Origin of the sequence: Yinghuangia seranimata (assembly GCF_029953285.1) — a bacterium.
Lineage (GTDB): Bacteria > Actinomycetota > Actinomycetes > Streptomycetales > Streptomycetaceae > Yinghuangia > Yinghuangia seranimata.
This window is the reverse complement of the sequence record NZ_JASAOI010000002.1, coordinates 364664-389003: the sequence shown is the minus strand read 5'-3', so window position 1 is coordinate 389003 and position 24340 is coordinate 364664. Positions and strand designations below refer to the sequence as shown.

Sequence of the window (24340 nt, the reverse complement as noted above, 5' to 3'; positions counted from 1 at the left end):
GCCCCACCCCACGACGCGCAGCCCTGAACTCCCCAATTCCGCAAGCACATTGCCCGCGCCCAGGAGGAGCGACGTGTCCACTACCGCCAGGCCAGGAACCAGACGTCCCGCACGCCGCGCCACCGGCTCACTCACGGCCGCCGCCCTGCTCGCCGCCGGTCTCGGCACGGCCCTGCTACCGACGGCGGCGCACGCGGGGACGGTCACGCCGAGCGTGCACTGCGTGCTACCCGCCGGCCAGGGCGAGGCCACCGGCCCGCAGTCGATGAACGTCGTGCTGACCCCCGCGAGCGCGGCCCCGGGCTCCAGCGTGCACGCCGTCGTCACCCTCGGCACCGGCCCGGCGAACAGCACCGTGTCGCTCAGCCAGGTGCCCACAACCCCGTCCCTCGACCTGGCGATGAGCGGCGGCGCGACCGGCAGCGTCACGGTGACCGGGCCCACCGTCAACCTCGACACCGTGGCCGGGCAGCCGGTGCAGATCCCGGTCTACGAGGGCGACTTCATGGTGCCGGCGAACGCGTCCGGGCTGGTGTCGTTCGCTCCCACGCGCACCGTGACCAAGACCGTCGTGTTCGGCAGCACGTACACCACGCCGTGCGACGTCGTCTCCGGCGGCGGCGCCATCGGCACCGTCGACGTGCAGGGCCCCGGCTCGGGCTCGCCCACGCTGTCGTCGCCCACGGGCACCGTCCGCCCCGGGTACACGCTGCCGTTCGCGGGCCTCGGTTTCCCCGCCGGTGCGGCCGCGACGCCGTCGTTGTGTCCGGCGGACGGTTCGGCGTGCCTCCCGGCCGCCTTCGGCGCGTCCAATCTGAGTGTGTCCGCGTCGGGCGAGCTGTCGGGCACGGCCACGCTGGCGACCACCGGCGTCCCGGACGGGTCCTACCTGGTCAAGGCCTCGGCGGGCGGCAAGGAGGCGTCGTCGCCGCTGACCGTCGAGGCGTTCGTGCAGAGCGGCGACCGGGTGGCGACGGCGACGCCGTCGTCGGGACCGCTCGGCACCGTGGTCACCGTGACCGGCTCGAACTGGACCGCCAACACCACCGTCAACATCGTGCAGACCGACGCGGGAGGCCTCGCGGGACCGGGCACGGTCAGCGCGACCACCTCGCCGGACGGCACCTTCACCGTCCAGTACCCCGTGACCGACGCCGCGACCACGCAGATCCGCGTGCGCGAGGGCATCTCGTCGACGAAGCGGGTGTTCCTGCCGTTCACCGTGACCGTGGACCCGCCGTCGGTGGTCGCCGCGCCGGCCGTGACGCACCGCGGCGGCGTGGTCGCCGTGTCCGGCGCGCACTACCCGGCGGGCGCGGCCGCGACCGCGGTGCTGTGCGACGCCTCCGGCGGCAGCTGCGGGGCGGCGGCGCTGTCCGGCACCGCCCTCTCCGTGGCGGCCGACGGCACGCTCAGCGGCACCGTGACCGTGGCCGGGAACGCGGCGTTCGGCTCGTACCTGCTCAAGGTCACCGCGGGCGGCGCGGCCGCGACGACGCCGCTGACGATCCAGCAGCGGTGGATCACGCTGACGCCCGACGCGGGCCCGGTCGGCACCTGGACGACCATCACGGGCACGGACTACGCCGACTGGGCGTGGATCAAGCTGGTCGGCGTCGACGCGACCGGCAAGGCGACCTCCGACTACAGCTACGCGGCCGCCGACGGCGCGGGCAACTGGCTGACGTGGATGGAGGTCAAGGACCCGCGTACGACGGCGATCGTCGCCTCCGAGACGTTCCACCCGAGCAAGTCCGCGCGGGCCCCGTTCACCGTGACGCCGTAACCGCCGCGACCCGCACCACGTCAGGCCGCGACGCCGGGGGCCGCCGGGGGGCCTTCGGCGTCGCGTGGTGCGGGGCGGCGGGCGTGCGTCCTCCCCGTCCGGGCCAGGCCGCGAAGGGCCCGGACACGGCGGCGGCCGGCCCCCCGACGAGGGGCCGGCCGCCGTCACGGCGAGAACACCGAGCCGGACGAGACGATCGCGGACCGCCGCGCGCCGCAACGGACGAGGCGATCGCGAACCTCGCCGTCACCTACGCCGATCGGACCGAGCGCGATGCCTGGGCGTGCTCGCCTCGACACCGGTCAGGCCAGGGCCGCTATGCCGGCCTCGGCGACCGCACATCGTCCGACCAGTGGCCGCCGCTCACGCCGATCGCACCGATCGTCCGGCCGTCGACGGTGATCGGGAGGCCGCCGCCGAAGGCGACCAGCCGGTCGATGCCCGTCAACGCGCCCACCGCCAGCGGCGCGTCGTCCTTGATGAAGTCGTGCCAGCCGTCGGTCGGCAGCCCGAACCCGGCGGCGGTGTAGGCCTTGTCCTGCGCGATCTGGCTGGCCGGCAGCGGCGCCGTCCATGCGGGCGAACGCGTTGAGGTGGCCCGCCGCGTCGACGACCGCGACCGCGAACACCCCTCCGGAGGCGGCGGCTTCGGCGACGGCGGCCGCGACGACGGCGCTCGCGGCGGCGTTGGTGATGGTCGCGGTGTGCTGGACGGGGGCGGCAGTCATGGTGGTGTCCACGGTGGCGGGTGTCCTTCCGGTCGTTCGTTGTCGGGACGGCACGGCTCAACGGACCGCAGCGGCCCCGGTGTTGTGGGTCGCGGCTCGATCGGGGACGGCGGTCCCGTCCTTCGACCGCGCGGTGTCTTGCGGCGTCACCTCTCCGGTGCGGCGTTCGCCCCGCACCGGTATGACGGTCATCGCGATCAGGCGGAAAGCGGCGGCCACGGCGAAGGCGATGCTGTAGCCGGCGCGCCCGATGACGACCGCCATGACCGCCGGTGTCGCGGCGGCGGCGACGGCGTTCTGCGCGGTGTTCTGGATGCCCAGGGCCTTGCCGGCCCAGGAGCGCCCGGCGTACTCGGCGACGGCTGCGTCCCGCCGCTGACGGAGCGGGTCCGCGATCGCCGCCGCGCTTCGCCGAAGGCTTCAGGTGCCGCGCGACACCGTGCCGTCGGCGTCCAGGCCGAAGCGCAGCACCTGCTCCCAGTGGCGCGCGTCAGCGGTGTTCCGGATGCGCACCAGGTACCGCGCGACGCCGTCGTCGCCGCCGTCCAGGGCCGCATGGGCCAGCCGGTCGGCGGCGTCCAGGTCCCCTGCGTCCTCGCACATGCCCGCCCAGTCGTGCAGCGCGCCGGCGTGCCCGGCCTCGAGCGCGGACTGGTACAGCCGTGCGGCGCCGCCCAGGTCGCCGACCCGCTCGCGCAGCCGTGCGAGGTCCCGCAGGACGTCGGTGTCCCCGGCGTCGACCGCGGCCTGGTAGAGCCGTCGCGCGGCGCCGAACTCCCCCGCGAGCTCACGCATCTGTGCGAGCACTCGTGCCGCGAACGGGTCCGCCGTCGGGTCGGCGAGCAGTGTGGCCGGGGCGGACGGGTAGGTTCCCGTCCCCGCGAACTCGGTCGGCCACGCCGTCTCCGCGGCGGCGTGCGCGGTCACGTCGTCGTCCGCCGCGTCGGTCGCCGACGCGAACGGCTCACCGCGCAGCCGGAGCATGTGGCGTGCGGCGTACGGGTCGCCCGCGTCCACCGCGGCCTGGTACAGCAGTTCGGCGCTTCCGGTGTCCCCCGCATCCTCGCGGCTCCACGCCAGGGCGCGCAGGACGTCGGGCAGTCCCCGCTCGGCGGCGGACCGGGCCAGCCGCTCGGCGCCGTCACGGTCACCGACGTCCTCTCGCATCCAGACCAGCGCGGGCAGCGCGTTGACGTCGCCGGCCTCCGCGGCGGCCGCGTACAGCCGCTCGGCGTCGTCCCGCCGCCCGGCCTTCTCACGCAGTCGGCCCAGGCGCCGCAGCACCATGCCGTCGCCGTTCTCGGCGGCGAGCCGCGCCGCGCGCTCGGCCCCGGCGTGGTCGCCTCGTTCCTCGCGCCCCTCGGCGAGGACGCGCAGTGCCGGAACACCGGCCGCCACAGCCGCGCACGCCCAGCGTTCCGCCTCCGCGTGGTCGCCCAACGCCTCGCGCACCCGCGCGAGGTCGTGGTTCGCGAAGGAATGGCCCGCGTCGACCGCAGCCTGGTAGCAGCGCGCGGCGTGGCGCAGGCGCAGGCGCGTTTCGGCCTCGAACCCGAGGGCCCGCAGCACGGCGCCGCCGGCGTGGCCGAGCGGGGCGTCCCAGAAGGACGCGGGAGGGCAGCTGAACCGCCGGGTGGCCCGCCCGTGCTGTTCGAGGTAGTCCGCCAGCACGTAGCCGGGTTGCGCGGCGGGCTTGCGGCGGCCCCCGCGCGTGGGCCGCGGACGGGTCCTGGTCAGCGGCCCCCGGACGCCGTGCCGCGTCTCGGCGCAGTAGGCGAGCGCCTGTTCGAGCCAGTCGTCGCCCAAGGCGTCCCATTCGCGGTCGGTGAAGTAGCCCTCGGCCGCCTCCGCCAGCAGGTCGAGGGGCAGCGCCGGGGGATGCCCCATGCGGCGGTAGTCCATCGCGGCCTGGAGCAGCGCGCGGGCGCCAGGGGACGCGTGCTCGTATCTGGCCAGCAGGTAGGGGGCGCCGGCGAGGAACTGGGCGATCTCGCCTTCGCTCGCGTGCGCCGCGGCGAGGCGCAGGCGCGCGTCGTGCGCGCCCGCGCCGTTGAGGACCGCGAGGTCGGCCGTGTCGAACGTGCGCGGGACCGCCTTGTGCACGCCCACCCCGGTGAGGAGTTCGCGTTGCAGGCCGTACACGTCGCCGTCCTCGTGCGCGGTGAGGGTGTTCCAGTGCTCGGGCCAGAGCGTCGCCAGCACCAGCACGGGGCCGGAGCCCGAACGGGCGCGCGACAGCAGGCCGCGCAGGGCGACGGCCACCTCGCGGCCGGTCCCGACGGCGGGTTCGAGCAGGTACCGCTGGGCTTCGTTGAGCCAGACCACGGTCCGCGGACCGACGACGTCGACCGCGTCGAGGAGCGCGCGGGCCGGGTCGGCGGCCAAGGGGTGCCAGACGTGCCAGCCCTCGGGCAGCGCGGTCACCGCCTCCCAGCAGGCGCGTGTCTTGCCGGTGGAGGAGTCGCCCACCAGCGTCGCCATGGCGCAGGTTCCGGCCACGGCCTCGGTCACGACGCCTGACAGCCAGCGGTCGTGCTCGCGTGCCACGTACGGCGGCAGCGTGCGCGCTCCCGGCGAGGCGTCGCCAGGGGCGGCCACCGCGGGGTGCACTTCGAGTTCGAACGGGTCGGCGTCCGCGATCGGCACACCGATCCGGGTGCCGCCCCATGCGTCGCCGCCGTCGAGAAACGCCGCCCCCGTGATCGTCATCCACCTATCGTCTCTCCCGCAGGTCGCGGGCGGCACCGAACCCGGGACCGCGCCGCCGCTGTTGGGCGATCACACTACGAGGGGGACGCCGTGGACGAATGGGTGACCGCGACAATCGGCGCCGTCGGCGCGTTGGTCGGGGCGCTGCTCGGCGGCGTGTTCGCCGTGCGCGGCGCGCGGCGTCAGGCGGAGGCCACCGTCGACGCGGCCGTGCGGCAGGTCACGGGCCAACTCGTCGTCATGCAGGAGACGTTCCGCGACCAGGCCGCCGTCGCGCAGCGCGAGGTGCGGCGTGCCGCGTACGTGGCGTTCCTGGCGCGCGTCGACCGGGCCCGGCGGGCGCAGACGGCGTACGCGTCCGCCGCACCGCCCACCACCGCACTGCGCGACGCCTGGGTCGCGGCGGCGGACGGGATGGACGAGGCGCTCAACGTCGTCCTGCTCGAAGGCCCCGACGCGGCGGCCGGGAAGGCAGCGGGACTCGCCGACCGGGTGCGACCCGGCGCGCCCACCGGCGGGTATCCGCAGGCGCATGCGGATTTCCTCGCCGCGGCACGCGACGCTTTGCGTCCCGCGGTGTGAGCCGGGCCCGACCGCGGGCGGCCCCGGGGCGCGGGTGGTCGGGTCGGCGCGCCCCGGGGGTGTTGGGTCAGTGGGACGCGCGCAGGGCCTTGTCCATGAATTCGGCCAGGCGGCGTGGTAGTTCGTCGGTAGGGAGGCGGACGACCAGCATCCACGAGAGCACGGTGCCGCCGAACATCGCGTGGAACAGGTCGATGTCCGGGAGGCGCGCCAACTCGCCGCGTCTGACGGCGCGTTCGAGGACGGCGGCGTTGCCTTCGCGTTCGACCTCGATGAGGGCCGAGCACAGGGCGTGGCCGAGGGACGTGTCGGCGCCGGCCTCGGCGAGGAGTCCCATGAGGGCGGGGGCGGCGGCTGGGTTGCCCAGGTGGGCGACGATCACGCGGGCCAGCGCCTCGAGGTCGCCGAGGAGGGAACCGGTGTCGGGCGGCGGCTCGAGTTCGACGCCGTGGACGGCGGCCGCGAACACCAGGGCCTGCTTGGTGGCGTGCCGCCGGTAAATGGCGGCCTTGCCGACGCCGGCGCGCGCGGCGACGGCGTCCATGGTGAGCCCGGCGTAGCCGACCTCGGCGAGCAGGGCGCGGGCGGCGTCGAGGACCGCCTGGTCGACGCGGGTGTCCCGGGGGCGCCCCACGGGTTGCCTGTTCTCGTTCACGCTGGCAGCATACGAGACTCACAGTTCCGGAACTCTTAGTCTCGTAAGTCGCGCCGGTTCGTCGTTGTGTCGCGTCGGCGTCTCGCCGTTCCGTCCCGCCGTTCTGTTTCGCCGTCTCGTCATGGGGGCTCGATGCACACGACCCTGCTCCACCGCACGCCCGACACCGCCGACCGCCGCACCGCGCTCACCGCCGACGCCGTGCCGCGTTGGGCCGAGGCCGTCGCGTGGGCGACCGTGGTGTGCACCGTCCCGTCCGGCCTGTGGCGGGTCGCGGCGGGCTTCGGCGTGGACGTCGGATTCCGCGGCGAACTCGGAGAGCTGTACCGGGGACCGCAGTTCATCGGGTACGTGTGGATCCTGACCGTGCTCTCGCAGGCCGCCGCCATGCTGACGCTCGGCCTCGTACGGCCGTGGGGCGAGGTCGTGCCGGCCTGGGTCCCGCGCATCGGCGGGCGCGTCGTCCCCGCGTGGCTGGTGGTGGCCGTGGCGAGCGTCGGCGCGGTCGCCGTCACGGCGCTGTGCGCCGCCGTCGCGCTCGCGCCGCACGGGCCGCTGGAGAACCCGGACTTCCCGCACGGCACGGCGGCGAAGGTGATGGTCGCCTGCTACGCGCCGCTGCTGGCGTGGGGGCCGATGGTGCTGCTGCTGACGACGGCGTACGCCCGCCGCCGGGCCCGGCAGGCGGCGCGCGAGCGCGGGCTGTGACGCGCGGGTGCGGCGGGCTGTATGGGTGTCAGGTCTGCGGTGTCGGCGCCGCCAGCAGCGCGCCGCGGACCGCGTCCGCTATCTCGGCCATCGCCGCGCCCGACGTCCGCTCGACGCACCCGAAGCTCGCGAAGCCGTGGAACAGCTCCGCGAAGCGCCGCACCGTCACCTCGACGCCCGCCTCGCGCAGCCGCTCGCCGTACGCCTCGCCCTCGTCGCGCAGCGGGTCGAAGCCGCCGGTGGCGATGTACGTCGGCGGCAGGCCCGCGACGTCCGGGTCGCGCAGCACCGACATCCGCGGGTCCTCGGCGTGCGGCATCATCGACGCGATCAGCCCGCCGGGGCCGGTCCACGTCTCGGTGTCGATGACGAACCCCTTGCCGTACACGCGGCGCGAGGCGTACTCCCCCGCGACGTCCGTCGCCGGATAGATCAGCAGCGTCCACGCGGGCACGGCGGCCTCGCCGCGCAGCGCCGCGTGCGCCACCGCCGCGGCCAGGTTGCCGCCCGCGCTGTCGCCGCCGACCGCGATCCGGCCCTGCTCGGCGCCGAACCGTGCCGGGTCGCCGACCACGTGCCGGTACGCCGCGAGCGCGTCCTCGAACTGCGCCGGGAACGGGTGTTCGGGCGCGAGCCGGTACTCGCACGACAGCACCCGCACCCCGGCCCGCTCGGCGAGGAACAGGCACACCGGGTCGTGGCTCTCCACCCCGCCGAGGACCCAGCCGCCGCCGTGGAAGAACACCAGCAGCGGACCGGGCTCCGCGGCCGCCCCACCCGGCTCGTACAGCCGTGCCCGGACCGGGCCTTCGGCCCCGGGCACCGTCAGGTCCGTGACCCGCAGCGTCCGCCCGACCCGCCCGCTGAGGATCGGCCCGCCCCGCTCGCTGTCGGCCCGCAGCCGGCCGAGCTGGTCGAGGCTCGTGGGCATCTGCTTGCGGATCAGCCGCATCACGGCCCGCGCGGACGCGGGCATCTCGACCGTGCCGTCCTCCGACCGGATCACCGGCCCGGCCATCGGCCTCAGCAGCGGCCGGGGCAGCGCCAACGCGCCGCGCAGCAGTGCCGACACGGCGAGCGCGCCGCGGTGACCGAGCCGGGGTGCGGCCAACGGGCCCTCCGAGACAACGAGGGCTGACACGCTGTCGGCCCGGGTGCGGGCACGGTACCGGACCGGGCGGAAGGAAGGCAGACCGCCCGGCGGGATCGGTGCCGCGCCACAATCGGCCCGGTGGGAGGCGACGGGCCGCGTCGTCGAGCACGTACGCGGCTCTCGACGCCCGGAGGCTCCCGAAGGGTGCCGAACGGCCGCCGCCCGAGCGGCGCTTCCGGGGTACGGGCCGGTCGGCGGCGGACCGGCTCGTCGGCGTACATGTCACGTTCGCTGCGCGCGGCTCACGGCCGCAGGCGTGTCCGGGCGGCTACGCTCGCGGACGTGACCGGAGATTACCTGCCGCCCGAGCAGTGGTACGCCCAGCTCCCCTCCGCGTACGTCGCGGCGTGCGCCTTCTTCACCGACGAACGCGGCCACGTCCTCCTCGTGAAGCCGAACTACCGCGACCGCTGGCTGTTTCCCGGCGGGCACGCGGAGGAGGACGAGTTCCCGCACGTCGCGTGCGCGCGCGAGGTCCGCGAGGAACTCGGCCTGGACGTGCCGATCGGCGACCTGCTCGTGGTGCACTGGTCGCCGTCCGCGCCGCCGCGGCCCCGGCCGATGGTGACGTGGGTGTTCGACGGCGGCGTGCTCGACGCCGCCCGCAGTCCGGAGATCCGGCTGCAGGAGGACGAGCTCGACGCGTCGGCGTTCTTCGAGCCGAAGGAGGCTGCCGACCTCCTCGGCTACACCGGGGTGCGGGTCGCGGCGGCGTTCGAGGCGCGGGCGACCGGGCGGACGGTGTACGTCACCCACGACGAGGTCTACCGGGGCGGCGCGCCGAGCTGACCGGGCCGGCACACCCGCGGCCGCGACGGGGTCAGCCCTGCCGGAGCAGCCACCGCGTCCGCGGGATCGCGAACGCCAGGTGCAGCACGTTGAGCGCGGCCAGGACCACGGCCAGGACGACCGCCCCGGCGGCGGCGAGCAGCACGCAGGCCCCGCCGAAGACCGCGTACTCGACGACGAGCCGCAGCCAACCGGGCACCGGGACCGGCGCCTTGCCGCTGCGGCTCGGGTCGCCGACGACCGCGAACGTCCCCCACGCGGCCATCGCCGCGACGGGCAGCACGACCGCGAGCAGCACGCCCACGATCCCGCCGCCGGCCAGCTCCCAGCCGGCCCAGCCGAACGCCGCGAACGACGCGAGTTCGAGGAACAGGCGCAGGGCGAGGTTCCAGCCCGGAATCGCGGCCTCGTGGTTGATCATCCGCGCAAGCTAGCGGACCGCGGCCGACGGGACCAGAGCGCCCCGGCGTCACGCGACACCGTGCAACCGGCGTGGCCGGGTCACCCGCCGTCCGGCAACCGACGCGAGGCGATCGGCCGTCAGCCGGCCGGGCCCGGAGCGGTCAGGCCGTCAGCCGGTCGAGTTCGGCGGTGATCGCCGCGCGCAGCCCGTCGTGCCGGGGGCCGAGCGCGGTGGCCGGGTCGGACCAGCGTTCGCGCGGGTGGCGCCACACCGGCATCCGCACGAGGTCGTCCGGCTCCCACCCGTACCGCGGCCAGATGTGGGCGTGCAGGAACGGGTCGGTGTTGCCGAGGATCTCGAGGTTGATCCGCCGGAACGCCGGATCGAGGCGCGCACAGGCCCGTTCGACGGCCTCGCCGAGCGCGTCCATGTCCGACAGGAAGGCCGCCCGGCGGCTCCGCGGCAGGTCGGACAGCCGCGTCACGGCGGGGTCGTCCGCGAGCAGGACGCAGTAGCCGGGCAGGAACTGCACGTCGCCGACCACCGCGAAGCCCGCGGCCGTCCTTCGCAGGACGGTCGGGTTCTCGCCTCGGAGCGCGCTGCCGATGCGGTCGTTCCGCCAGTCGTCCGTCATGCGCCACGACCCTAACGACCTTTTCCTGTCGGAGCTGATCCTGGGACCAACAGAGCCAGGATCCGGACCCGCCGGTGACCCGATACTGAACGACGTGGATCGACGAACCGAACTCGGCGCGTTCCTGCGCGGCAGGCGGGCCGGCATACGGCCGACCGACGTCGGCCTGCCGGACGGCGGGCGACGGCGGGTGCCCGGGCTGCGCCGCGAGGAACTGGCGGCACTCGCCGGGATCTCGGCGGACTACTACGCCCGGCTGGAACAAGGCCGCGAGGCGAACGTGTCGCCGCGCACCCTCGACGACCTGGCCCGCGCGCTGCGGCTCGACGAGGACTCGCACGCCCAGCTGTACCGGCTCGCGGCCTCCGCGCGCCCGCCCGGCGCACGCGGCCCGGCCCGGGCGCCGCGCCGACCGGTCCGGCAGGTACGGCCGGGGCTGCGCCGCGTCCTCGACGCGCTCGACCTCGCCCCGGCGCTGGTGATCGGCCGCCGCCTGGACGTCCAGGCCTGGAACCCGCTCGCGGCCGCACTGCTCACGGACTTCGGCGCACTGCCGCCCGCGCGCCGCAACCTGGCCTCGGTCGTCTTCCGCGACCCCCACATGGGCTGCCTGTACGCCGACTGGCACCGCGTCGCCCGCGAGGTCACCGCCCGCCTGCGGGCCGACGCCGAGCAGCACCCCGACGACCCGACACTGGCCGAACTCGTCGGCGAACTGGCTTTGCACAGCGAGGAGTTCCGCACATGGTGGGCGGACCCCGACGTACCCGCGCCGACCCCGTACGGCGTCCACGCGCTACGCCACCCGGTCGTGGGCGAACTGACGCTCGCGTACGAGGTCTTCCACCCTCCGGGCGACCTCGACCAGACGGTGCTGGTGTACACGGCGGAGGAGGACTCGCCGTCGGCGGACGGTCTGCGGCTGCTGGAGATGGTGTCAGGCGGAGCCCCGGCCCGGAAGCGGTAGGCGGGCGTGTGCCGAGGCCCTGATCGATGGCGCGCGACGTCGGCAGCGAGGCGCATCGCGGCCGCCGCCTGTGCCGGTCGCCGTGGCGGCGCTCGCTCGGCACAGTGTGCCCGGGCGGGAACAGTGGCGCGTGCGTGAGTCGCTCGTTCCCCCTCCCGACGAAGCCTGGTTGCGCGCCCGGCACACGAGCTCCGAGCATGAACGCAGCTGCGGTCGCGCGTGTCGCGGCGGCGCCGGCTCGTCGACCGCGCTCGTCCGGGGTGGGAGGCCCGCGAGGCGCGGCCTCGTGCAGTCGCGCGGCCCGCATGGCACCGGGCAGCGGGGGCACGTGGTCGGCCTGGGCCTTGCCCGGTCGGTGAGGCGTCGACGTTCAAGGACGCCGACGTGATCGCGGACCTCCTCGACACCGAGGCCGTCGACTGTCCCGCGTCACATCCTCCTCTCCCGCCCCTCCGCGCGCCCTCGCCGGCCTCCGCCGTGGCCTGCGCCACCCCGGCGGGCCACTGGCGGCGTCCCGAACCGGGTACACCCCACCTGTGGACCACGAACCCGTTGGGGGACCCTACGCGCGGCCGGACGGCCCCGATCCGGCGCGGTTGCGGCGGCGGCTGCTCGACGCGCTGCGTGCGGGCGGCCAGTTGACCGTCCCCGCGGTCTACGCGGCGATGGACGCCGTGCCGCGGGAGGCGTTCATGCCGCCCGGCACCGACCCGCGCGACGCGTACGCCGACCGGGTGATCGTGCTGGCCTCCGACGAGTCCGGTGCGGCACTGAGCACCGTCAGCCAGCCCGCCATAGTCGCGCTGATGCTTGAGCAGTTGGACGTCCGGCCGGGCGACCGCGTCCTCGAAATCGGTACGGGGAGCGGCTACAACACCGCGCTGCTCGCCGAACTCGCGGGCCCGACCGGCCGCGTGACGAGCATCGAGGTCGACGCCGACCTCGTCGGCGGCGCCGCCGCCCGGCTGGCCGAGCTCGCGCCGGGCGGGGGTGCGCCGTTGGACCTGCGGCGCGGCGACGGCTGGCAGGGGGTGCCTGACGGCGCCCCGTACGACCGGGTCGAGTCGACGGTCGGCGTGGACGACGTACCCCCTGCCTGGCGCACGCAACTGGCGGACGGGGGCCTGCTCGTCGCCCCGCTGTGGCTGTGCCCCGGGCTCGAACTGTCGGTCGCGTTCCGCCGCGCGGGCGATCTCCTGACCAGCGAGTCGGTGACCCCGTGCGGGTTCCTGCAGTTGCGCGGCCCGCACGGCGCCGAGCAGCGGGGGCACGTGGTCGGCCTGGACCTTGCCGCGGTCGGCGAGGCGCTGACGCTCAAGGACGCCGACGTGATCGCGGACCTCCTCGACACCGAGGCCGTCGACCTGGGTCCCGCACCGCACCTGACGGAGCGCCGCTGGTGGGGTTTCAGTCTGTCCGACCCGCGGGCGCTGCTGTTCGTGGGACGCCACGGTGGCAACGTCGCGTGGGGCCTGTTCGACTCTGACGGCCCGACCCCGGCGGGCACCGCCGGCCCGGGCCTGGCCCTCGCGTACGACGGCCGCCTGCTGTCCTACGGCTCCCCCACCGCCGCCTACGACCTGCTGACCCGCCTGGAGGCGGCCCCGGCCGTCGACCCGTCGCGCCTCGAGGTGACGGTCTACCCGTCGGACCACCCGGTCCCGCCCCCGCCCCGCGGCGGTGCGACGTGGCGCGTGACGCGGACGCATCACCGCTACCGCGTCCACTGGAGTCCGGCCTGAACCGACCGCGCGGCGGCCGACAGCCGACGGCGTGTCTCAGCCAACCAGCTTGACAACACCCGCGCGTGCGGGCGTCAATGACACGTTTGGTTTTGAAACAGGTTCCACCCGCGTGGCGGCCGCCTCGGCCGTGTGCGACGGAAATACGAGGCGTCCGTCCCAGGACGGCACCGGAAGATCCGAACGCGGACGACCAGACACGCCTTCGGAAGCACGCTCCGGTGCGGTGTTCGACTGCCCCGCTCCCCGGCGGCGGCAGCAGCCCCTGGAAGGGAGCCGCACCATTGAAATTCGTGTCCCGTAAAAGGATCGCCGCGGGCCTCGGCGCCGCGGTGGTCGCAAGTGCTGTGGGCCTGGTGGCGGTCGCCCCGGCGGCCCATGCCGGGACCGGCCGGTACAAAATGCACTGCAATCTGCCCATCCTGGCGGTCGTCATAGACAGCGACCAGGACATCACCGTGTCCCTGGACCCGGCCGTCCAGGCACCAGGCGGCACGATCAGCGCGATGTTCGACCTGGGGCCGATTGCGGTGTCCACCGTCCCGTTCCCGGTCAACGACGTCCAGACGAGCACGTCGGTCACGTTCGATCAGATCGGCGGCGCGTCGGGCCAGGTGACGGTGACGAGCGGGCCGGTCGTCGTGAACGTCCCGGCGAACACGCCCATCGACCCGCCGCCGTCTACGGGCACGTTCACCGTCCCGGCGAACGCGGCCGGCGTCGTGGACCTGGTCCCGGTCCGGACGGTCATACACGCCGTGTCGCCTTACGGCGTGTTCGACGCCGTCTGCGACGTCGTCGGCGGTGCGAACCCCGTGGCGTCGTACACCGCCGCGCCGAGGCCGCGGCAGGCCTCCGTCAATCCGGCGTCCGGCAAGCCCGGCACCGTGGTCACTGCCCACGGCGCCGACTTCACGCCGAACGCGGCGGTCGCGATCGCGGGCGTCGTGGGCGCCGGCCGGTCCACCGACCCGCCGACCATCGTCCAAACCGACGCACAGGGCTCGTTCACCGGCACCTTCACGGTAAACGACCCGAACACGACCGGGATCGCCCTGGCGGAGGTCGCGGACCAGACCAAGGTCGTGGTGACGGGATTCCGTGTCGTCCACGACGCGTCGGACCCCCTGACCCAGTCGCCGACCGGCAACATCAAGCCCGGTGTGCTGAACATGACCCAGACGACCCCGGGGATCACCCTCTCCGAGATCACCCTGAACGGCACCGCGCAGACGATGAACGGCAAGCTGAACCAGGTTGCCGTCGTCGACTTCCGCGGCAGCACCCTGGGTTGGTCGCTCACCGGCCAGATCACGGACTTCACGTCCAACACCGGTGGCACCCTCACCAAGGACAAGTTCAGCTGGACCCCGAAGTGCCAGGTCACCGACCCGGACTCGCCGAGCGCGGTGACCGCCGGTGCGGCCGCCGACTTCGGTGCCACCGCGTCGAAGCTGTGCACCCAGGCGGCGAGCACCGACAACACCGTGACCGGTGGTCAGTTCACCGCTGACGCCGACGTCAAGCTGGCGGTGCCGAAGTACGTCCTCGCCGGCAACTACTCCGCGACGCTGACCCTGTCCCTCTCCTGACGGACAGCCACGCCGCGGAACCGAGGAACGGAGCGAACGTCCGCGAAGCCCGGCCGGGTGCCCGACCCGGCCGGGCTTCCGGCGTGTTCAGGGGTCCGCGCGTGCTCAGCGGCGCGCACGCATCGTCACGGCGTCCGCGGCAGCAGCACCGTCACCACCAGCCCGCCCTCGGCCCGCGCCTCCGCCGTCACCGTTCCGCCGTGCGAGTCCACCACCGCGCGGACGATCGACAGTCCCAGCCCCGCGCCCGCGCCGGGCCCCGCGAGGCGGGCCGCCTCGCCGCGGTGGAAGGGCTCGAACAGCTGCTCCACCGAGGCCGCCTCCAGCTTCGGCCCCGAGTTCAGCACGCGCAGCTCCGCGCCGTGTGCCGTCGTCGACGTGCTGACCTGAAGGTATCCGCGGCCGTCCGCGCCCGGGGTGTTGTGGCGGACGGCGTTCTGGACGAGGTTCACCGCGACCTGTTCCAGCAGCACCGGGTCCCCCGAAGTGCGGGCCTGCACCAGGTCGGTGGTGACGACGACGCCGGCCGCCGCGGCCTGGGCCCGGTACATGTCGACGGCCTCGTCGGCGAGCGCGGCGAGGTCGGTCTCGCGGTAGCTCTCCGGGCCCTGCTGGCCCTTGGAGAGCAACAGCAGGCTGCCGACGAGGCGTTCGCTGCGTTCGGTGGCCCGCAGCGCGCGTTCGATCGACGGCTTGAGGTCGTCGGGCACGCGGCCTTCCGCGAGCGGGATCTCCAGCGCGGTGCGCTGCAACGCGAGCGGTGTGCGCAGTTCGTGGGACGCGTTGGCCGCGAAGCGCCGGTTGGCGGCGAAGGCGCGGTCGAGGCGGCCGAGCATGGCGTCGATGGTGTCGCCGAGTTCCTTGATCTCGTCCTGGGGGCCGACGAGCGCGAGGCGGTCGTGCAGGTTGCGCTCGGAGATCTGGCGCGCGGCGACGGTGACCGCGTGGAGGCGGGCGACGGAGCGTCCGGCCGTCCACCAGCCGAGCGCGGCGGCGACCACGGTGAGGAGGCCGAGGGTGATCAGCGACTGTCCGACCAGCGAGTCGAGGACGACGGACTTGAAGCTCACGAACCGTGCGGTCGCGACCGTCGCGGCCTGGGCGATCTGTATCGGCGTCAGCGGCTGCGCGGGGCTGCTGCCGCTCATCCCCGGCGCGGGCTGCGCCGGGACCACGGGCTGCATCTGTTCGTAGTCGGGGGCGGTGGGCAGCGTCGCCGTGTTCGCCGGGACCGTGGTGACCACCGCGCTGTGGTCGCCCAGGATCCGGGTGACCGCGATGTACTGGACGATCAGCAGCGCGGCGCCGCACAGCACGAACAGCCCGGCGTGCAGCAGGGCGAGCCGGGTGCGGATCCGCAGCGTGTACGGCGGCAGACGGTGCCACCAGCGGGCGCCCCGCGCGCCGTCGCGCCCGCCGACCCCGGCCCCGGCCCCGGCCGCCGTCGCCGCCTTGTCCGTCCCCCCGCTCACAGCCGGTACCCGATCCCCGGGACCGCCTCGATCAGCGGCGGGTCGCCGAGCTTGCGGCGCAGCCCGTGGATGGCGACCTTGACCACCGAGCTGCGCGGGTCGACGGCCTCCTCCCACGCCTCGTCGAGCAGGTCGGCGTGGGTCACGACGCCTCCGTCGGCGGCGAGCAGGAGTTCGAGGATGAGCATCTCCTTGGGGCTGAGCCGCAGCAGCCGTCCGTCGCGCTCGGCGAGGTGGCGCTGGGTGTCGAGGACGACGCCGTGCCGTTCGAGGACGGTCGCGACCGCCGTTCCGCCGCCGCGCCGGGCGAGCGCGTGGATGCGGGCGACGAGCTCGGTGTACGCGAAGGGCTTGGCCAGGTAGTCGTCGGCACCGAGGTTGAGCCCGTCGACGCGGTCGGCCAGCGCCCCGGAGGCGGTCAGCATGAGGATGCGGGCGCCGTTGCGGGTGGCGACCAGGGTGCGGCACACCGCGTCGCCGTGGAGCACCGGCAGGTCGCGGTCGAGGACGACGACGTCGTAGGCGGACGCGGCCGCGCATTCGAGCGCGCGGGCGCCGTCCCGGGCGACGTCGACGGAGAAGCCCTGGCGCCGCAGTCCGTCGGACAGCAGCTCGGCCATCTCCTCCTCGTCCTCGACGATGAGCACCTTCATCCGGCGCGGGCTCCTTCCGTACACACACGCGACGTCGTCCGACGACTGTGCCTGATCCCGGCATACCACCACAAACTCCATACCAGGGCGCCCCCTGCCGCGCCCGACCCGAACCAGGTTCCGTCCCGGCCGGTTAGGACCCGGTTAGCACGGCGCGAACCGGGCGCCAACCGCGCGGCTCGTAGACATGTCCCCTGGCCGGGCGGCAAGGGGCCGCCCCACGGCGAAGGGACCGCGCGATGCGCAACCTGCCTCTGCTCCACCGCACCCGGATGGCGCGCACGATCACGGGGACGGCCGCGCTGGCGATGGCGTCGGCCCTGATGCTGACCGCGTGCGGCGGCGGCGACTCCGGCGGCAAGAAGGACGACAAGGTCGCCTCGCTGGGTGACAAGGGCGGATCCCAGTCCCCGGGCGCGGTCGAGAAGGCCGCCGGCGAGAAGGGCGACATGGTCAAGTACGCCGGCTGCATGCGCGACCACGGGATCGACATGCCCGACCCCTCCTCGGACGGCAGCATGATGGCGCAGGCCATCCCCGCGGACAGCGGCGACAACAAGAAGATGGAGGACGCCTCCAACGCCTGCCGCAAGTGGCTCCCCAACGGCGGCGAGGTCAGCGAGAAGGACAAGGCCGAGCAGCGCGAGCAGAGTCTCAAGATGGCGCGCTGCCTGCGCGAGCACGGCATGAACGTCCCGGACCCGGGCTCCGGCGAGGGCCTGGCCATCGACATGGGGGCGGACAAGGACAAGGCCGACGCGGCGTTCAAGGCGTGCGCCCCGAACGGCGCCGGTGGCGTGACGGTGACCCGCTGATGCGCACACGCACGGTCAGGACGGTGTCGGTGGCCGGGGTCGCCGCGGTCGTCGCGCTCGGCGTGACGGGCACGGTGGTGTTCGGCCCCGACCACGACGGCAAGGCGTCCTCGCAGTCCAAGCAGCAGCCCTCGGGGGCGACGGTGCCGATCGTCCAGGGCGACCTGACGGTGTCGGACGACGTCGACGGCACGCTCGGGTTCGGCGGGACGGGGACGGTGTACGCGCAGGCGAAGGACCCGGGCGGCACAGGCGGTGGCGCGGGGGCGCCCGGCGGGAACGGGGCCGGCGCCGGGTCGGGCTCGGGCGGCGCGGGCAACCCCGCGCCCGGCGGCAGCCCGTCCCAGCCCCCCGGCGGCGGGAAGGACAACGCCAACAAGGACAACAAGCAGGACTCCGGCAACCGGATCTACACCGGCCTGCCCAAGGTCGGCGACATCGTCAAACAGGGCGAGGCGATCTACCAGGTCAACGGCCGCTCGGTCCCGCTGTTCTACGGCGACGCGCCGCTGTGGCGGGCGCTGTCCAAGGGCGTCGCCGACGGCCCCGACGTCCGGCTCGTCAAGCGGAACCTGGTCGCGCTCGGCTTCGGCAAGGGCCTGTCGATCGACGACAAGTTCACCGACGGCACCACCGAGGCGGTCAAGCGCTGGCAGAAGTCGCTCGGCGCGCCGCAGACCGGCACGGTCGACCCGTCCGACATCGCCGTGCAGCCGGGCGCGGTGCGGGTGACCGCGCTGAAGGCCTCGGTCGGCGCGCCCGCGCAGGGCGAGGTGGCGACCGTGTCGGGGACCGGCCGCCAGGTGTCCGTGCCGCTGCCCGTCGACAAGCAGAAGCTCGCGCACAAGGGCGACAAGGTGACCGTGAAGCTGCCGGACGGCCGCACCACGCCCGGCACCGTGACCGACATCGGCACCGTCGCGACCAAGGAGGAGAACAACGGCGGCGGCATGCCCGGCCAGGGCGGCGGCAAGTCGGTCATCCAGGTGACCGTCGCGCTCGACAAGCCCGACGACGCGGGGGCGCTCGACGGCGCGCCGGTCAGCGTCGGGTTCGTCGGCGACTCGCGCAAGCACGTGCTGTCGGTGCCGGTCAACGCGCTCGTCGCGCTCGCCGAGGGCGGGTACGGGGTCGAGGTCGTGGACGACCTGGGCGGCAAGCGCCTCGTCGGCGTCAAGCCGGGGCTGTTCGCGAACGGCCGGGTCGAGGTGACAGGCGACGGGCTCGCCGCCGGGCAGAAGGTGCGGGTGCCGGCGTGACCGGGGCCGAAAAGACCCTCGTCCCGACGCAGTTCGGCGGGCCCGACACGGAGGTGATCACCCTCAGCGAGGCGACCAAGACGTACGCGGGCGGGCTGACCGCGCTCGACCACGCCAGCCTGAGCATCCGGCAGGGCGAACTGCTGGCGATCGTCGGCCCGTCCGGGTCCGGCAAGTCGACGCTGCTCAACCTCATGGGGACGCTCGACCGGCCCAGCTCGGGCACGGTCCGCGTCCTCGGACACGACGTCGCGACGCTGTCCGACCGCCGGCTGTCCGCGGTGCGGGCGCGCTGGATCGGGTTCGTGTTCCAGCAGTTCTTCCTGTCGCCGCACCTGAGCGCGCTCGACAACGTCGCGAACGGCCTGCTGTACCACGGAATCGGGCACTCGAACCGGCGCGAGCGCGCCGCGGAGGCGCTCGAACGCGTCGGGCTCGGACAGCGGTTGGACCACCGGCCGCACGAGCTGTCCGGCGGCGAACGGCAGCGCACCGCGATCGCCCGCGCGGTCGTGTCGCGGCCGCGGATCGTCCTCGCCGACGAGCCGACCGGCGCGCTGGACTCGGCGTCCGGCGCGGCCGTCGTCGACCTGCTGCGGGAACTCAACGCGCAGGGCACGACCATCGCGGTCATCACGCACGACGGCGAGCTGGCGGCGTCGCTGCCGCGCCGGGTGCGGATCAGGGACGGACGGGTCACGGAGGACACCGGCCTCGCCGGTGCCGCGCCGGGCGGGCTGGGGGTGGGCGCGTGACCGCCACCGAACAGTTCGCGCGTACGGCCCCCGCTGCGCCGTCCGAGAAGCTGCCCTCCCCCGCGCGCCTGCGCCCACGCGACATCCTCGCCGTCGGGCTGTCGGGCCTGCGCGGCCGCAAGCTGCGGGCGGTGCTCTCCGCGCTCGGCATCGCGATCGGCGTCGCGGCGATGGTCGCGGTGGTCGGCATCGGCACCTCCAGCCAGGCGCAACTCGCCGACCAGATCGCGAAGCTCGGCACCAACCTGCTCTCGGTCGGCCCCGGCAGCAACTTCGCCGGCGCCGAGGTCAAACTGCCCGAGGACGCCGACGGGATGGTGCAGCGCATCGGACCGGTCGAGTCGGCGACCCAGACCGGCAAGACCTCGGCGACGGTGCGTCGCACCGACAAGGTCGACTCCCGCATCACCGGCGGCATCCAGGTCCTCGCCGCGCGCGACAACCTGCTCGGCACCGTCGGCGGCAAGCTGCGCAGCGGCCGGTTCCTCGACCCGGCGACGGGCCGCTACCCAGGCGTCGTCCTGGGCGCCAAGGCGGCCGACCGGCTCGGTGTCGACGCGCCGGGCGGCCAGGTGTGGCTCGGCGACCAGTGGTTCACCGTGCTCGGGATCCTCGACCCGGTGCCGCTCGCACCTGAGCTCGACAGCTCGGCGATGGTCGGCTGGGAGGCGGCGAAGACCTACCTGGGCTTCGACGGCCACCCGGGCAACGTCTACACACGCACCAAGGAGTCCGCGGTCGAGGCCGTCCGCGACGTGCTGGCCCCCACCGTCAACCCGAAGAGCCCCAACGAGGTCAAGGTCAGCCGCCCCTCCGACGCGCTGGCCGCGCAACTGGCGGCGAAGGACACCTTCAACGCCCTCCTCCTCGGCCTCGGCGCGGTAGCCCTCCTCGTCGGCGGCGTCGGCGTCGCCAACACGATGGTGATCGCCGTCCTCGAACGCCGCCAGGAAATCGGCCTCCGCCGAGCCCTCGGCGCCCACCGGGGCCAGATCAGGACCCAGTTCCTCACCGAAGCCGTGGCCCTGGCCGGCTTCGGCGGCCTCGCCGGAGCGGCCCTCGGCGGCCTGGCCACCTACGGCTACGCGACGGCCAAGGGCTGGCCCTTCGCCATCCCAGCAGGCGCCCTCGCCGCGGCCATCGCAGCGTCGGCCCTGGTGGGAGCCGTCGCCGGTCTCTACCCGGCGGCCCGCGCGGCACGGCTGACGCCGACGGAGGCCTTGGCCACCGGCTGACCATCCGAGAACGGGGAACGGCCGCACGGCCGGTGCGTTGTGGGGCGCACCGGCCGTGCGGCTTTTTCGACGGATAGGTTGGGTTCAAGGGGGTACCCGCCGCCGTCTTCGGGTGAGGAGCGCCGAATCGTGAGCCTTGATCCGGGCGCCGAGGCGCTGCTGCGTGCGTGTGCGCCGCAGGTGCTCGGGGCGCTCGTGCGTCGGTACGGGCACTTCGACCTGTGCGAGGACGCGGTGCAGGAGGCGCTGCTCGCGGCCGCGCAGCAGTGGCCGGCGGACGGGACGCCTGACAACCCGCGGGCGTGGCTGATCACCGTGGCATCGCGGCGGCTGACCGACCGGCTGCGGAGTGAGGAGGCCCGCGAACGCCGGGAGGAGACCGCGTTCGCGCGGACACCGGGCGACGCGTGGCAGGCGCCGGGCGCCGACGAGGAACGCGGGGCCGATCGGGACGACACGCTCACCCTGCTGTTCCTGTGCTGCCACCCGGAGCTGTCCGAACCGTCGCAGGTCGCGCTGACCTTGCGGGCGGTCGGCGGTCTCACCACCGCTGAGATCGCGCGCGCCTTCCTGGTGCCCGAGGCGACGATGGCGCAGCGGATCAGCCGCGCCAAGCAGAAGGTGAAGCAGTCCGGCGCGAAGTTCGTGATGCCGCCGCCGCAGGACCGGCCGGACCGGATGCGGGTCGTCCTGCACGTGCTCTACCTGGTCTTCAACGAGGGGTACACGGCGAGTTCGGGCGACGCGCTGCAACGCACCGACCTGACCGCTGAGGCGATCCGGCTGGGGCGTGAGGTCCGGCGGCTGCTGCCGGACGACGCGGAGGCGGCGGGGCTGCTGGCCCTGATGCTGCTGACCGACGCGCGGCGTGCGGCCCGGACCCGGGCCGATGGGGCCCTGGTGCCGCTGGCCGACCAGGACCGGTCGCGCTGGAACCGGGAGTTCGTGGCGGAGGGCGTCGCGCTGGTGACCGAGGCGCTGCCGCGCGGTGAGGTGGGTCCTTACCAGTTGCAGGCGGCGATCGCGGCGGTGCACGACGAGGCGGCGACGGCGGAGGAGACGGACTGGGTGCAGATCCTCGGCCTGTACGACCTGCTCCGACGCGTCGCCCCGGGGCCCGTGGTGGAGCTGAACCGCGCGGTGGCTTTGGCCGAAGTGTTCGGCCCGAAGGAGGGGTTGGCCGCACTGGACGAACTGGCGGCGACGGGCGCGTTGCGGGGCCATCATCGGTTGGCCTCGGTGCGGGCTCACCTGATGCAGAGGGCCGGCGAGGGGGCGGCGGCGCGGGAGGGGTTCGCGGAGGCGGCGCGCTTGACGACCAGTGAGCCGGAGCGGCGGTATCTGGAGGAGCGGGCGCGGGCTTCCGACGGGTGAGGCCTGGGGTCCTTGGCCTGCACCGTTCCTGACCTGATGTGTGGTTTCGGCCTGACGCCCCTCCCGCTTTGGGATTTTCGCTTGGACGGCCCGCGCGTCAAGGCGCGGTGGGGTCTTCTTCGTGCTGTCGGCCTGTCCCGGGGTTCGGGAGGCGCCTTGACCCGCGGGCCGTCCGCGCTGACTACCTTGGCGATTGGCGGGAGGGGCGCGGGGTGTGGACGCACTTTGTTTGCTTTGCTCCGCCGGGCTGCGGTTTGCGTGGGGTGCGGGCGGGTTTTGTTGCTTGGTTTTGTTGCGCTGCCGGGTTGTGGTTCCAGCGTGGGGCGCGTGACCTTGGACCCCCACCTCACTGTGTCGTCACGTATGCGAATCACCAGAACTCCCTCATCGGGGGGTGCTCGCGTCACACTTGCGTCACCGCGTCCGATGCCCCGTCAGGTCGTTGATTCCTTCGGCGCGTTGCCTGCGGTGAGCGTCGCGGCGAGGCGGTTCGCGACCGTCTCGTCGAGGGGGGCGTGTCCGACCAGCAGTCGGTACCAGAGCACGCCGTAGACCTGGTCGACCATCAGTTCCACGTCCGCGTCCTCGGCGAGTTCGCCTCGGGCGCGGGCGCGTTCCAGCACCGCGTGGAGGGCGGCGCGGCGGACCGCGGTGAAGTCCCGCATCATGGCGGCCAGGTGCGGGTCGTGCGCGGCCTCGCGGACGAGGGTGGTCAGCACGGGTGCGGTCTGGGGTGCGACGGCGCCGGTGTAGCTGGCGCCGATGACGATCTCCAGGTCGTGCGCGAGGGTTCCCGTGTCGGCGTCCGGCACGACGGTGACGGCGTGGTCGGTGAGCGCGTCGAGGAACACCGCGCCCTTGGAGGGCCACCACCGGTAGATCGTCTGCTTTCCGACGCCCGCCTCCTTGGCGATGGTGTCGACGGTGACGGGCGACCCGTCGGCGCGGGCGAGCAGCCGCATCACGGCGTCGAGGATCGCGCGGCGGACCTGCTCGTTGCGCCTGCGGCCGGTATGGGGGCGACCGGCGGCATCCGCGTCCGTCCCGGCGCCGATGTCCGGCTCTTCGGTGGTGCTGTCGGGTCGCGTCGTCATGCCCGCAGTTTATCCCTTGACGAGACTCTGAGTCTCGACAATCATCGACGTTGTCGAGACGAACAGTCTCGGCAACGACGAGAACGAAGGAAGTGCCATGAACCTCACCGGTCAGCGCGTCGTGGTGATGGGCGGCAGCTCCGGCATCGGCGAGGCCGCCGCGAAGCGGTTCGCCGTGGACGGCGCGGAGGTCGTCGTCACCGGACGCGACCAGGCCCGGCTCGACGCGGCGGTCGAGCGGATCGGCGGCAAGACCACCGGTTACCGCCTCGACGGCGCCGATTCCGCGCAGGTGGCCGCGTTCTTCGCGGGTGCGGGGACGGTCGACCACCTTGTGCTGGCGCTCAGCGGCTCCGCCGGCTCCGGCGCGTTCGCCGAGCTGGACCTCGACCACCTCGCCGCCGGCTTCGACGGAAAGTTCTGGCCGTACCTGCGGATCCTGCAGGCCGCGCTGCCGACGCTGCGCCGGGACGGCTCGGTCACCATGGTCACCGCCGCCTCTGCGCGTGCTGCATATGCCGGGTCGTCCGGCCTGGCCGCGATCAACGGGGCGCTTCAGGCGATGGTGCCGCCGCTCGCGGTGGAGCTGGCCCCGCTGCGGGTGAACGCCGTCTCCCCCGGCGTCGTCGACACCCCGTGGTGGGACCGCGTTCCGGAGGCGGCCCGCACCGAGTTCTTCGAGGGCCTGGCCGCGACCACCCCGGTCGGGCGGGTCGGCCACGCGGACGAGATCGGCGACGCGATACGCATGGTGGCCGGCAACGGCTTCATCTCCGGCGTCGTCCTGGACGTCACGGGCGGCGCGAACCTCGCGACCGGACGCTGATCCGGCCGCGGAAACGGCCGCTGATGCGGCCGGCATAGGGAGATCGGCTCCGTGAGATAGGGAGCTTCCACCGATGTCGCGGCATGGTGCCCGCCCCGAGACTCGTGGTCAGAAGGGAGCGTGCACTATGCCGCGATACATCGTTCAGAGGAAGTTCCCCGACGGTCTGGTCATCCCGACCGACGACGAGGGCGCCAAGGCCACGCGCAACACGGTCGCGGGCAACGCCGAGCACGGCGTGACGTGGGTCCAGTCCTACGTCAGCACCGACAAGAGCGAGTCGTACTGCGTGTACGACGGGCCGTCGCCGGAGGCGATCCGCCTCGCCGCGGAGGACACCGGCCTGCCGGTCGACGGGATCACCGAAGTCAGCGTCCTGGACCCGTACTTCTACCACTGACGGTCGGCC

At 74.1% G+C, this 24340-nt stretch carries 23 protein-coding genes and 1 pseudogene; 14 read left to right on the top strand and 10 right to left on the bottom strand.

Annotated features, from left to right (window positions below):
* Nucleotides 1-73 precede the first annotated feature (73 nt).
* Nucleotides 74-1786 (top strand): hypothetical protein, encoded by a 1713-nt coding sequence (locus QI554_RS01945; RefSeq protein ID WP_281465056.1) that lies wholly within the window; start codon nt 74-76, stop codon nt 1784-1786.
* Nucleotides 1787-2102: 316 nt separating this feature from the next.
* Here the strand turns inward: QI554_RS01945 and QI554_RS01940 are convergent.
* The 3 genes and pseudogenes from QI554_RS01940 to QI554_RS01930 form a co-directional block, all read right to left on the bottom strand.
* A pseudogene (locus QI554_RS01940) lies at nt 2103-2514 on the bottom strand (GlcG/HbpS family heme-binding protein).
* A 57-nt stretch (nt 2515-2571) separates the two neighbouring features.
* The gene (locus QI554_RS01935; protein WP_281465054.1) at nt 2572-2778 is read right to left on the bottom strand and encodes a hypothetical protein; all 207 of its coding nucleotides are present in this window, start codon (nt 2776-2778) and stop codon (nt 2572-2574) included.
* Between the two features lie 156 nt (nt 2779-2934).
* Nucleotides 2935-5223, bottom strand: coding sequence for a tetratricopeptide repeat protein (locus QI554_RS01930; RefSeq protein WP_281465052.1), 2289 nt, complete (start codon nt 5221-5223; stop codon nt 2935-2937).
* A gap of 90 nt (nt 5224-5313) precedes the next feature.
* Between QI554_RS01930 and QI554_RS01925 the strand changes: the two genes are divergently transcribed.
* Nucleotides 5314-5805 carry a hypothetical protein gene (locus QI554_RS01925; RefSeq protein WP_281465050.1) on the top strand — a complete coding sequence of 164 codons (492 nt, stop codon included), beginning with the start codon at nt 5314-5316 and terminating at the stop codon, nt 5803-5805.
* A gap of 67 nt (nt 5806-5872) precedes the next feature.
* Here QI554_RS01925 and QI554_RS01920 read toward each other — a convergent pair whose 3' ends face one another.
* Nucleotides 5873-6460 (bottom strand): TetR/AcrR family transcriptional regulator, encoded by a 588-nt coding sequence (locus tag QI554_RS01920; RefSeq protein ID WP_281465048.1) that lies wholly within the window; start codon nt 6458-6460, stop codon nt 5873-5875.
* Nucleotides 6461-6592: 132 nt separating this feature from the next.
* Here QI554_RS01920 and QI554_RS01915 point away from each other — a divergent pair, with 132 nt between their 5' ends.
* Complete coding sequence (locus QI554_RS01915; RefSeq protein WP_281465046.1) at nt 6593-7168, top strand: hypothetical protein; 576 nt, start codon at nt 6593-6595, stop codon at nt 7166-7168.
* A gap of 28 nt (nt 7169-7196) precedes the next feature.
* Here the strand turns inward: QI554_RS01915 and QI554_RS01910 are convergent, their stop codons facing one another.
* The gene (locus tag QI554_RS01910) at nt 7197-8279 is read right to left on the bottom strand and encodes an alpha/beta hydrolase (protein WP_281465044.1); all 1083 of its coding nucleotides are present in this window, start codon (nt 8277-8279) and stop codon (nt 7197-7199) included.
* A gap of 324 nt (nt 8280-8603) precedes the next feature.
* On the opposite strand from QI554_RS01910, the gene QI554_RS01905 reads away from it, so the two are divergent.
* A complete protein-coding gene (locus tag QI554_RS01905) occupies nt 8604-9110 on the top strand; it encodes an NUDIX domain-containing protein (protein WP_281465042.1) in 507 nt (168 codons plus the stop codon).
* 31 nt (nt 9111-9141) lie between these two features.
* On the opposite strand, the gene QI554_RS01900 is transcribed toward QI554_RS01905, so the two are convergent.
* Both QI554_RS01900 and QI554_RS01895 read right to left on the bottom strand, forming a co-directional pair.
* Complete coding sequence (locus QI554_RS01900; protein ID WP_281465040.1) at nt 9142-9531, bottom strand: YrdB family protein; 390 nt, start codon at nt 9529-9531, stop codon at nt 9142-9144.
* A 142-nt stretch (nt 9532-9673) separates the two neighbouring features.
* Nucleotides 9674-10147, bottom strand: a complete 474-nt coding sequence (locus QI554_RS01895; protein WP_281465038.1) for an HIT family protein — start codon at nt 10145-10147, stop codon at nt 9674-9676.
* A gap of 94 nt (nt 10148-10241) precedes the next feature.
* Between QI554_RS01895 and QI554_RS01890 the strand changes: the two genes are divergently transcribed.
* The 3 genes from QI554_RS01890 (at nt 10242) to QI554_RS01880 (ending at nt 14448) form a co-directional block, all read left to right on the top strand.
* Nucleotides 10242-11114 (top strand): helix-turn-helix domain-containing protein, encoded by an 873-nt coding sequence (locus QI554_RS01890; protein ID WP_281465036.1) that lies wholly within the window; start codon nt 10242-10244, stop codon nt 11112-11114.
* Nucleotides 11115-11650: 536 nt separating this feature from the next.
* On the top strand, nt 11651-12856 hold the full coding sequence (locus tag QI554_RS01885) for an rRNA adenine N-6-methyltransferase family protein (RefSeq protein ID WP_281465034.1): 1206 nt from the start codon (nt 11651-11653) through the stop codon (nt 12854-12856).
* A 293-nt stretch (nt 12857-13149) separates the two neighbouring features.
* A complete protein-coding gene (locus QI554_RS01880) occupies nt 13150-14448 on the top strand; it encodes a WxL domain-containing protein (protein ID WP_281465032.1) in 1299 nt (432 codons plus the stop codon).
* A gap of 125 nt (nt 14449-14573) precedes the next feature.
* Here the strand turns inward: QI554_RS01880 and QI554_RS01875 are convergent, their stop codons facing one another.
* Together QI554_RS01875 and QI554_RS01870 are read right to left on the bottom strand one after the other, a co-directional pair.
* Nucleotides 14574-15920, bottom strand: coding sequence for a sensor histidine kinase (locus tag QI554_RS01875; RefSeq protein WP_281465030.1), 1347 nt, complete (start codon nt 15918-15920; stop codon nt 14574-14576).
* Complete coding sequence (locus QI554_RS01870) at nt 15917-16573, bottom strand: response regulator transcription factor (RefSeq protein WP_281465027.1); 657 nt, start codon at nt 16571-16573, stop codon at nt 15917-15919. Before QI554_RS01870 ends, QI554_RS01875 begins: the two co-directional genes overlap by 4 nt.
* Nucleotides 16574-16812: 239 nt before the next feature.
* Here QI554_RS01870 and QI554_RS01865 point away from each other — a divergent pair, with 239 nt between their 5' ends.
* From QI554_RS01865 to QI554_RS01845, 5 genes are all read left to right on the top strand, one after another.
* A complete protein-coding gene (locus QI554_RS01865) occupies nt 16813-17388 on the top strand; it encodes a hypothetical protein (RefSeq protein WP_281465025.1) in 576 nt (191 codons plus the stop codon).
* Nucleotides 17388-18647: a peptidoglycan-binding domain-containing protein gene (locus tag QI554_RS01860; protein ID WP_281465023.1), complete on the top strand. Its 1260-nt coding sequence runs from the start codon at nt 17388-17390 to the stop codon at nt 18645-18647. The genes QI554_RS01865 and QI554_RS01860 overlap by 1 nt, the downstream gene beginning before the upstream one ends.
* The gene (locus QI554_RS01855) at nt 18644-19402 is read left to right on the top strand and encodes an ABC transporter ATP-binding protein (RefSeq protein ID WP_425527897.1); all 759 of its coding nucleotides are present in this window, start codon (nt 18644-18646) and stop codon (nt 19400-19402) included. The genes QI554_RS01860 and QI554_RS01855 overlap by 4 nt, the downstream gene beginning before the upstream one ends.
* Complete coding sequence (locus tag QI554_RS01850) at nt 19399-20637, top strand: ABC transporter permease (RefSeq protein ID WP_425527896.1); 1239 nt, start codon at nt 19399-19401, stop codon at nt 20635-20637. Before QI554_RS01855 ends, QI554_RS01850 begins: the two co-directional genes overlap by 4 nt.
* 129 nt (nt 20638-20766) lie before the next feature.
* Nucleotides 20767-22011 (top strand): RNA polymerase sigma factor, encoded by a 1245-nt coding sequence (locus QI554_RS01845; protein WP_281465021.1) that lies wholly within the window; start codon nt 20767-20769, stop codon nt 22009-22011.
* A gap of 434 nt (nt 22012-22445) precedes the next feature.
* Here the strand turns inward: QI554_RS01845 and QI554_RS01840 are convergent, their stop codons facing one another.
* Nucleotides 22446-23105 carry a TetR/AcrR family transcriptional regulator gene (locus QI554_RS01840; RefSeq protein ID WP_281465019.1) on the bottom strand — a complete coding sequence of 220 codons (660 nt, stop codon included), beginning with the start codon at nt 23103-23105 and terminating at the stop codon, nt 22446-22448.
* 97 nt (nt 23106-23202) lie between these two features.
* Here QI554_RS01840 and QI554_RS01835 point away from each other — a divergent pair, with 97 nt between their 5' ends.
* Nucleotides 23203-23931: an SDR family oxidoreductase gene (locus tag QI554_RS01835; RefSeq protein WP_281465017.1), complete on the top strand. Its 729-nt coding sequence runs from the start codon at nt 23203-23205 to the stop codon at nt 23929-23931.
* 127 nt (nt 23932-24058) lie between these two features.
* Nucleotides 24059-24331: a DUF4242 domain-containing protein gene (locus QI554_RS01830; protein WP_281465015.1), complete on the top strand. Its 273-nt coding sequence runs from the start codon at nt 24059-24061 to the stop codon at nt 24329-24331.
* Nucleotides 24332-24340: the final 9 nt, after the last annotated feature.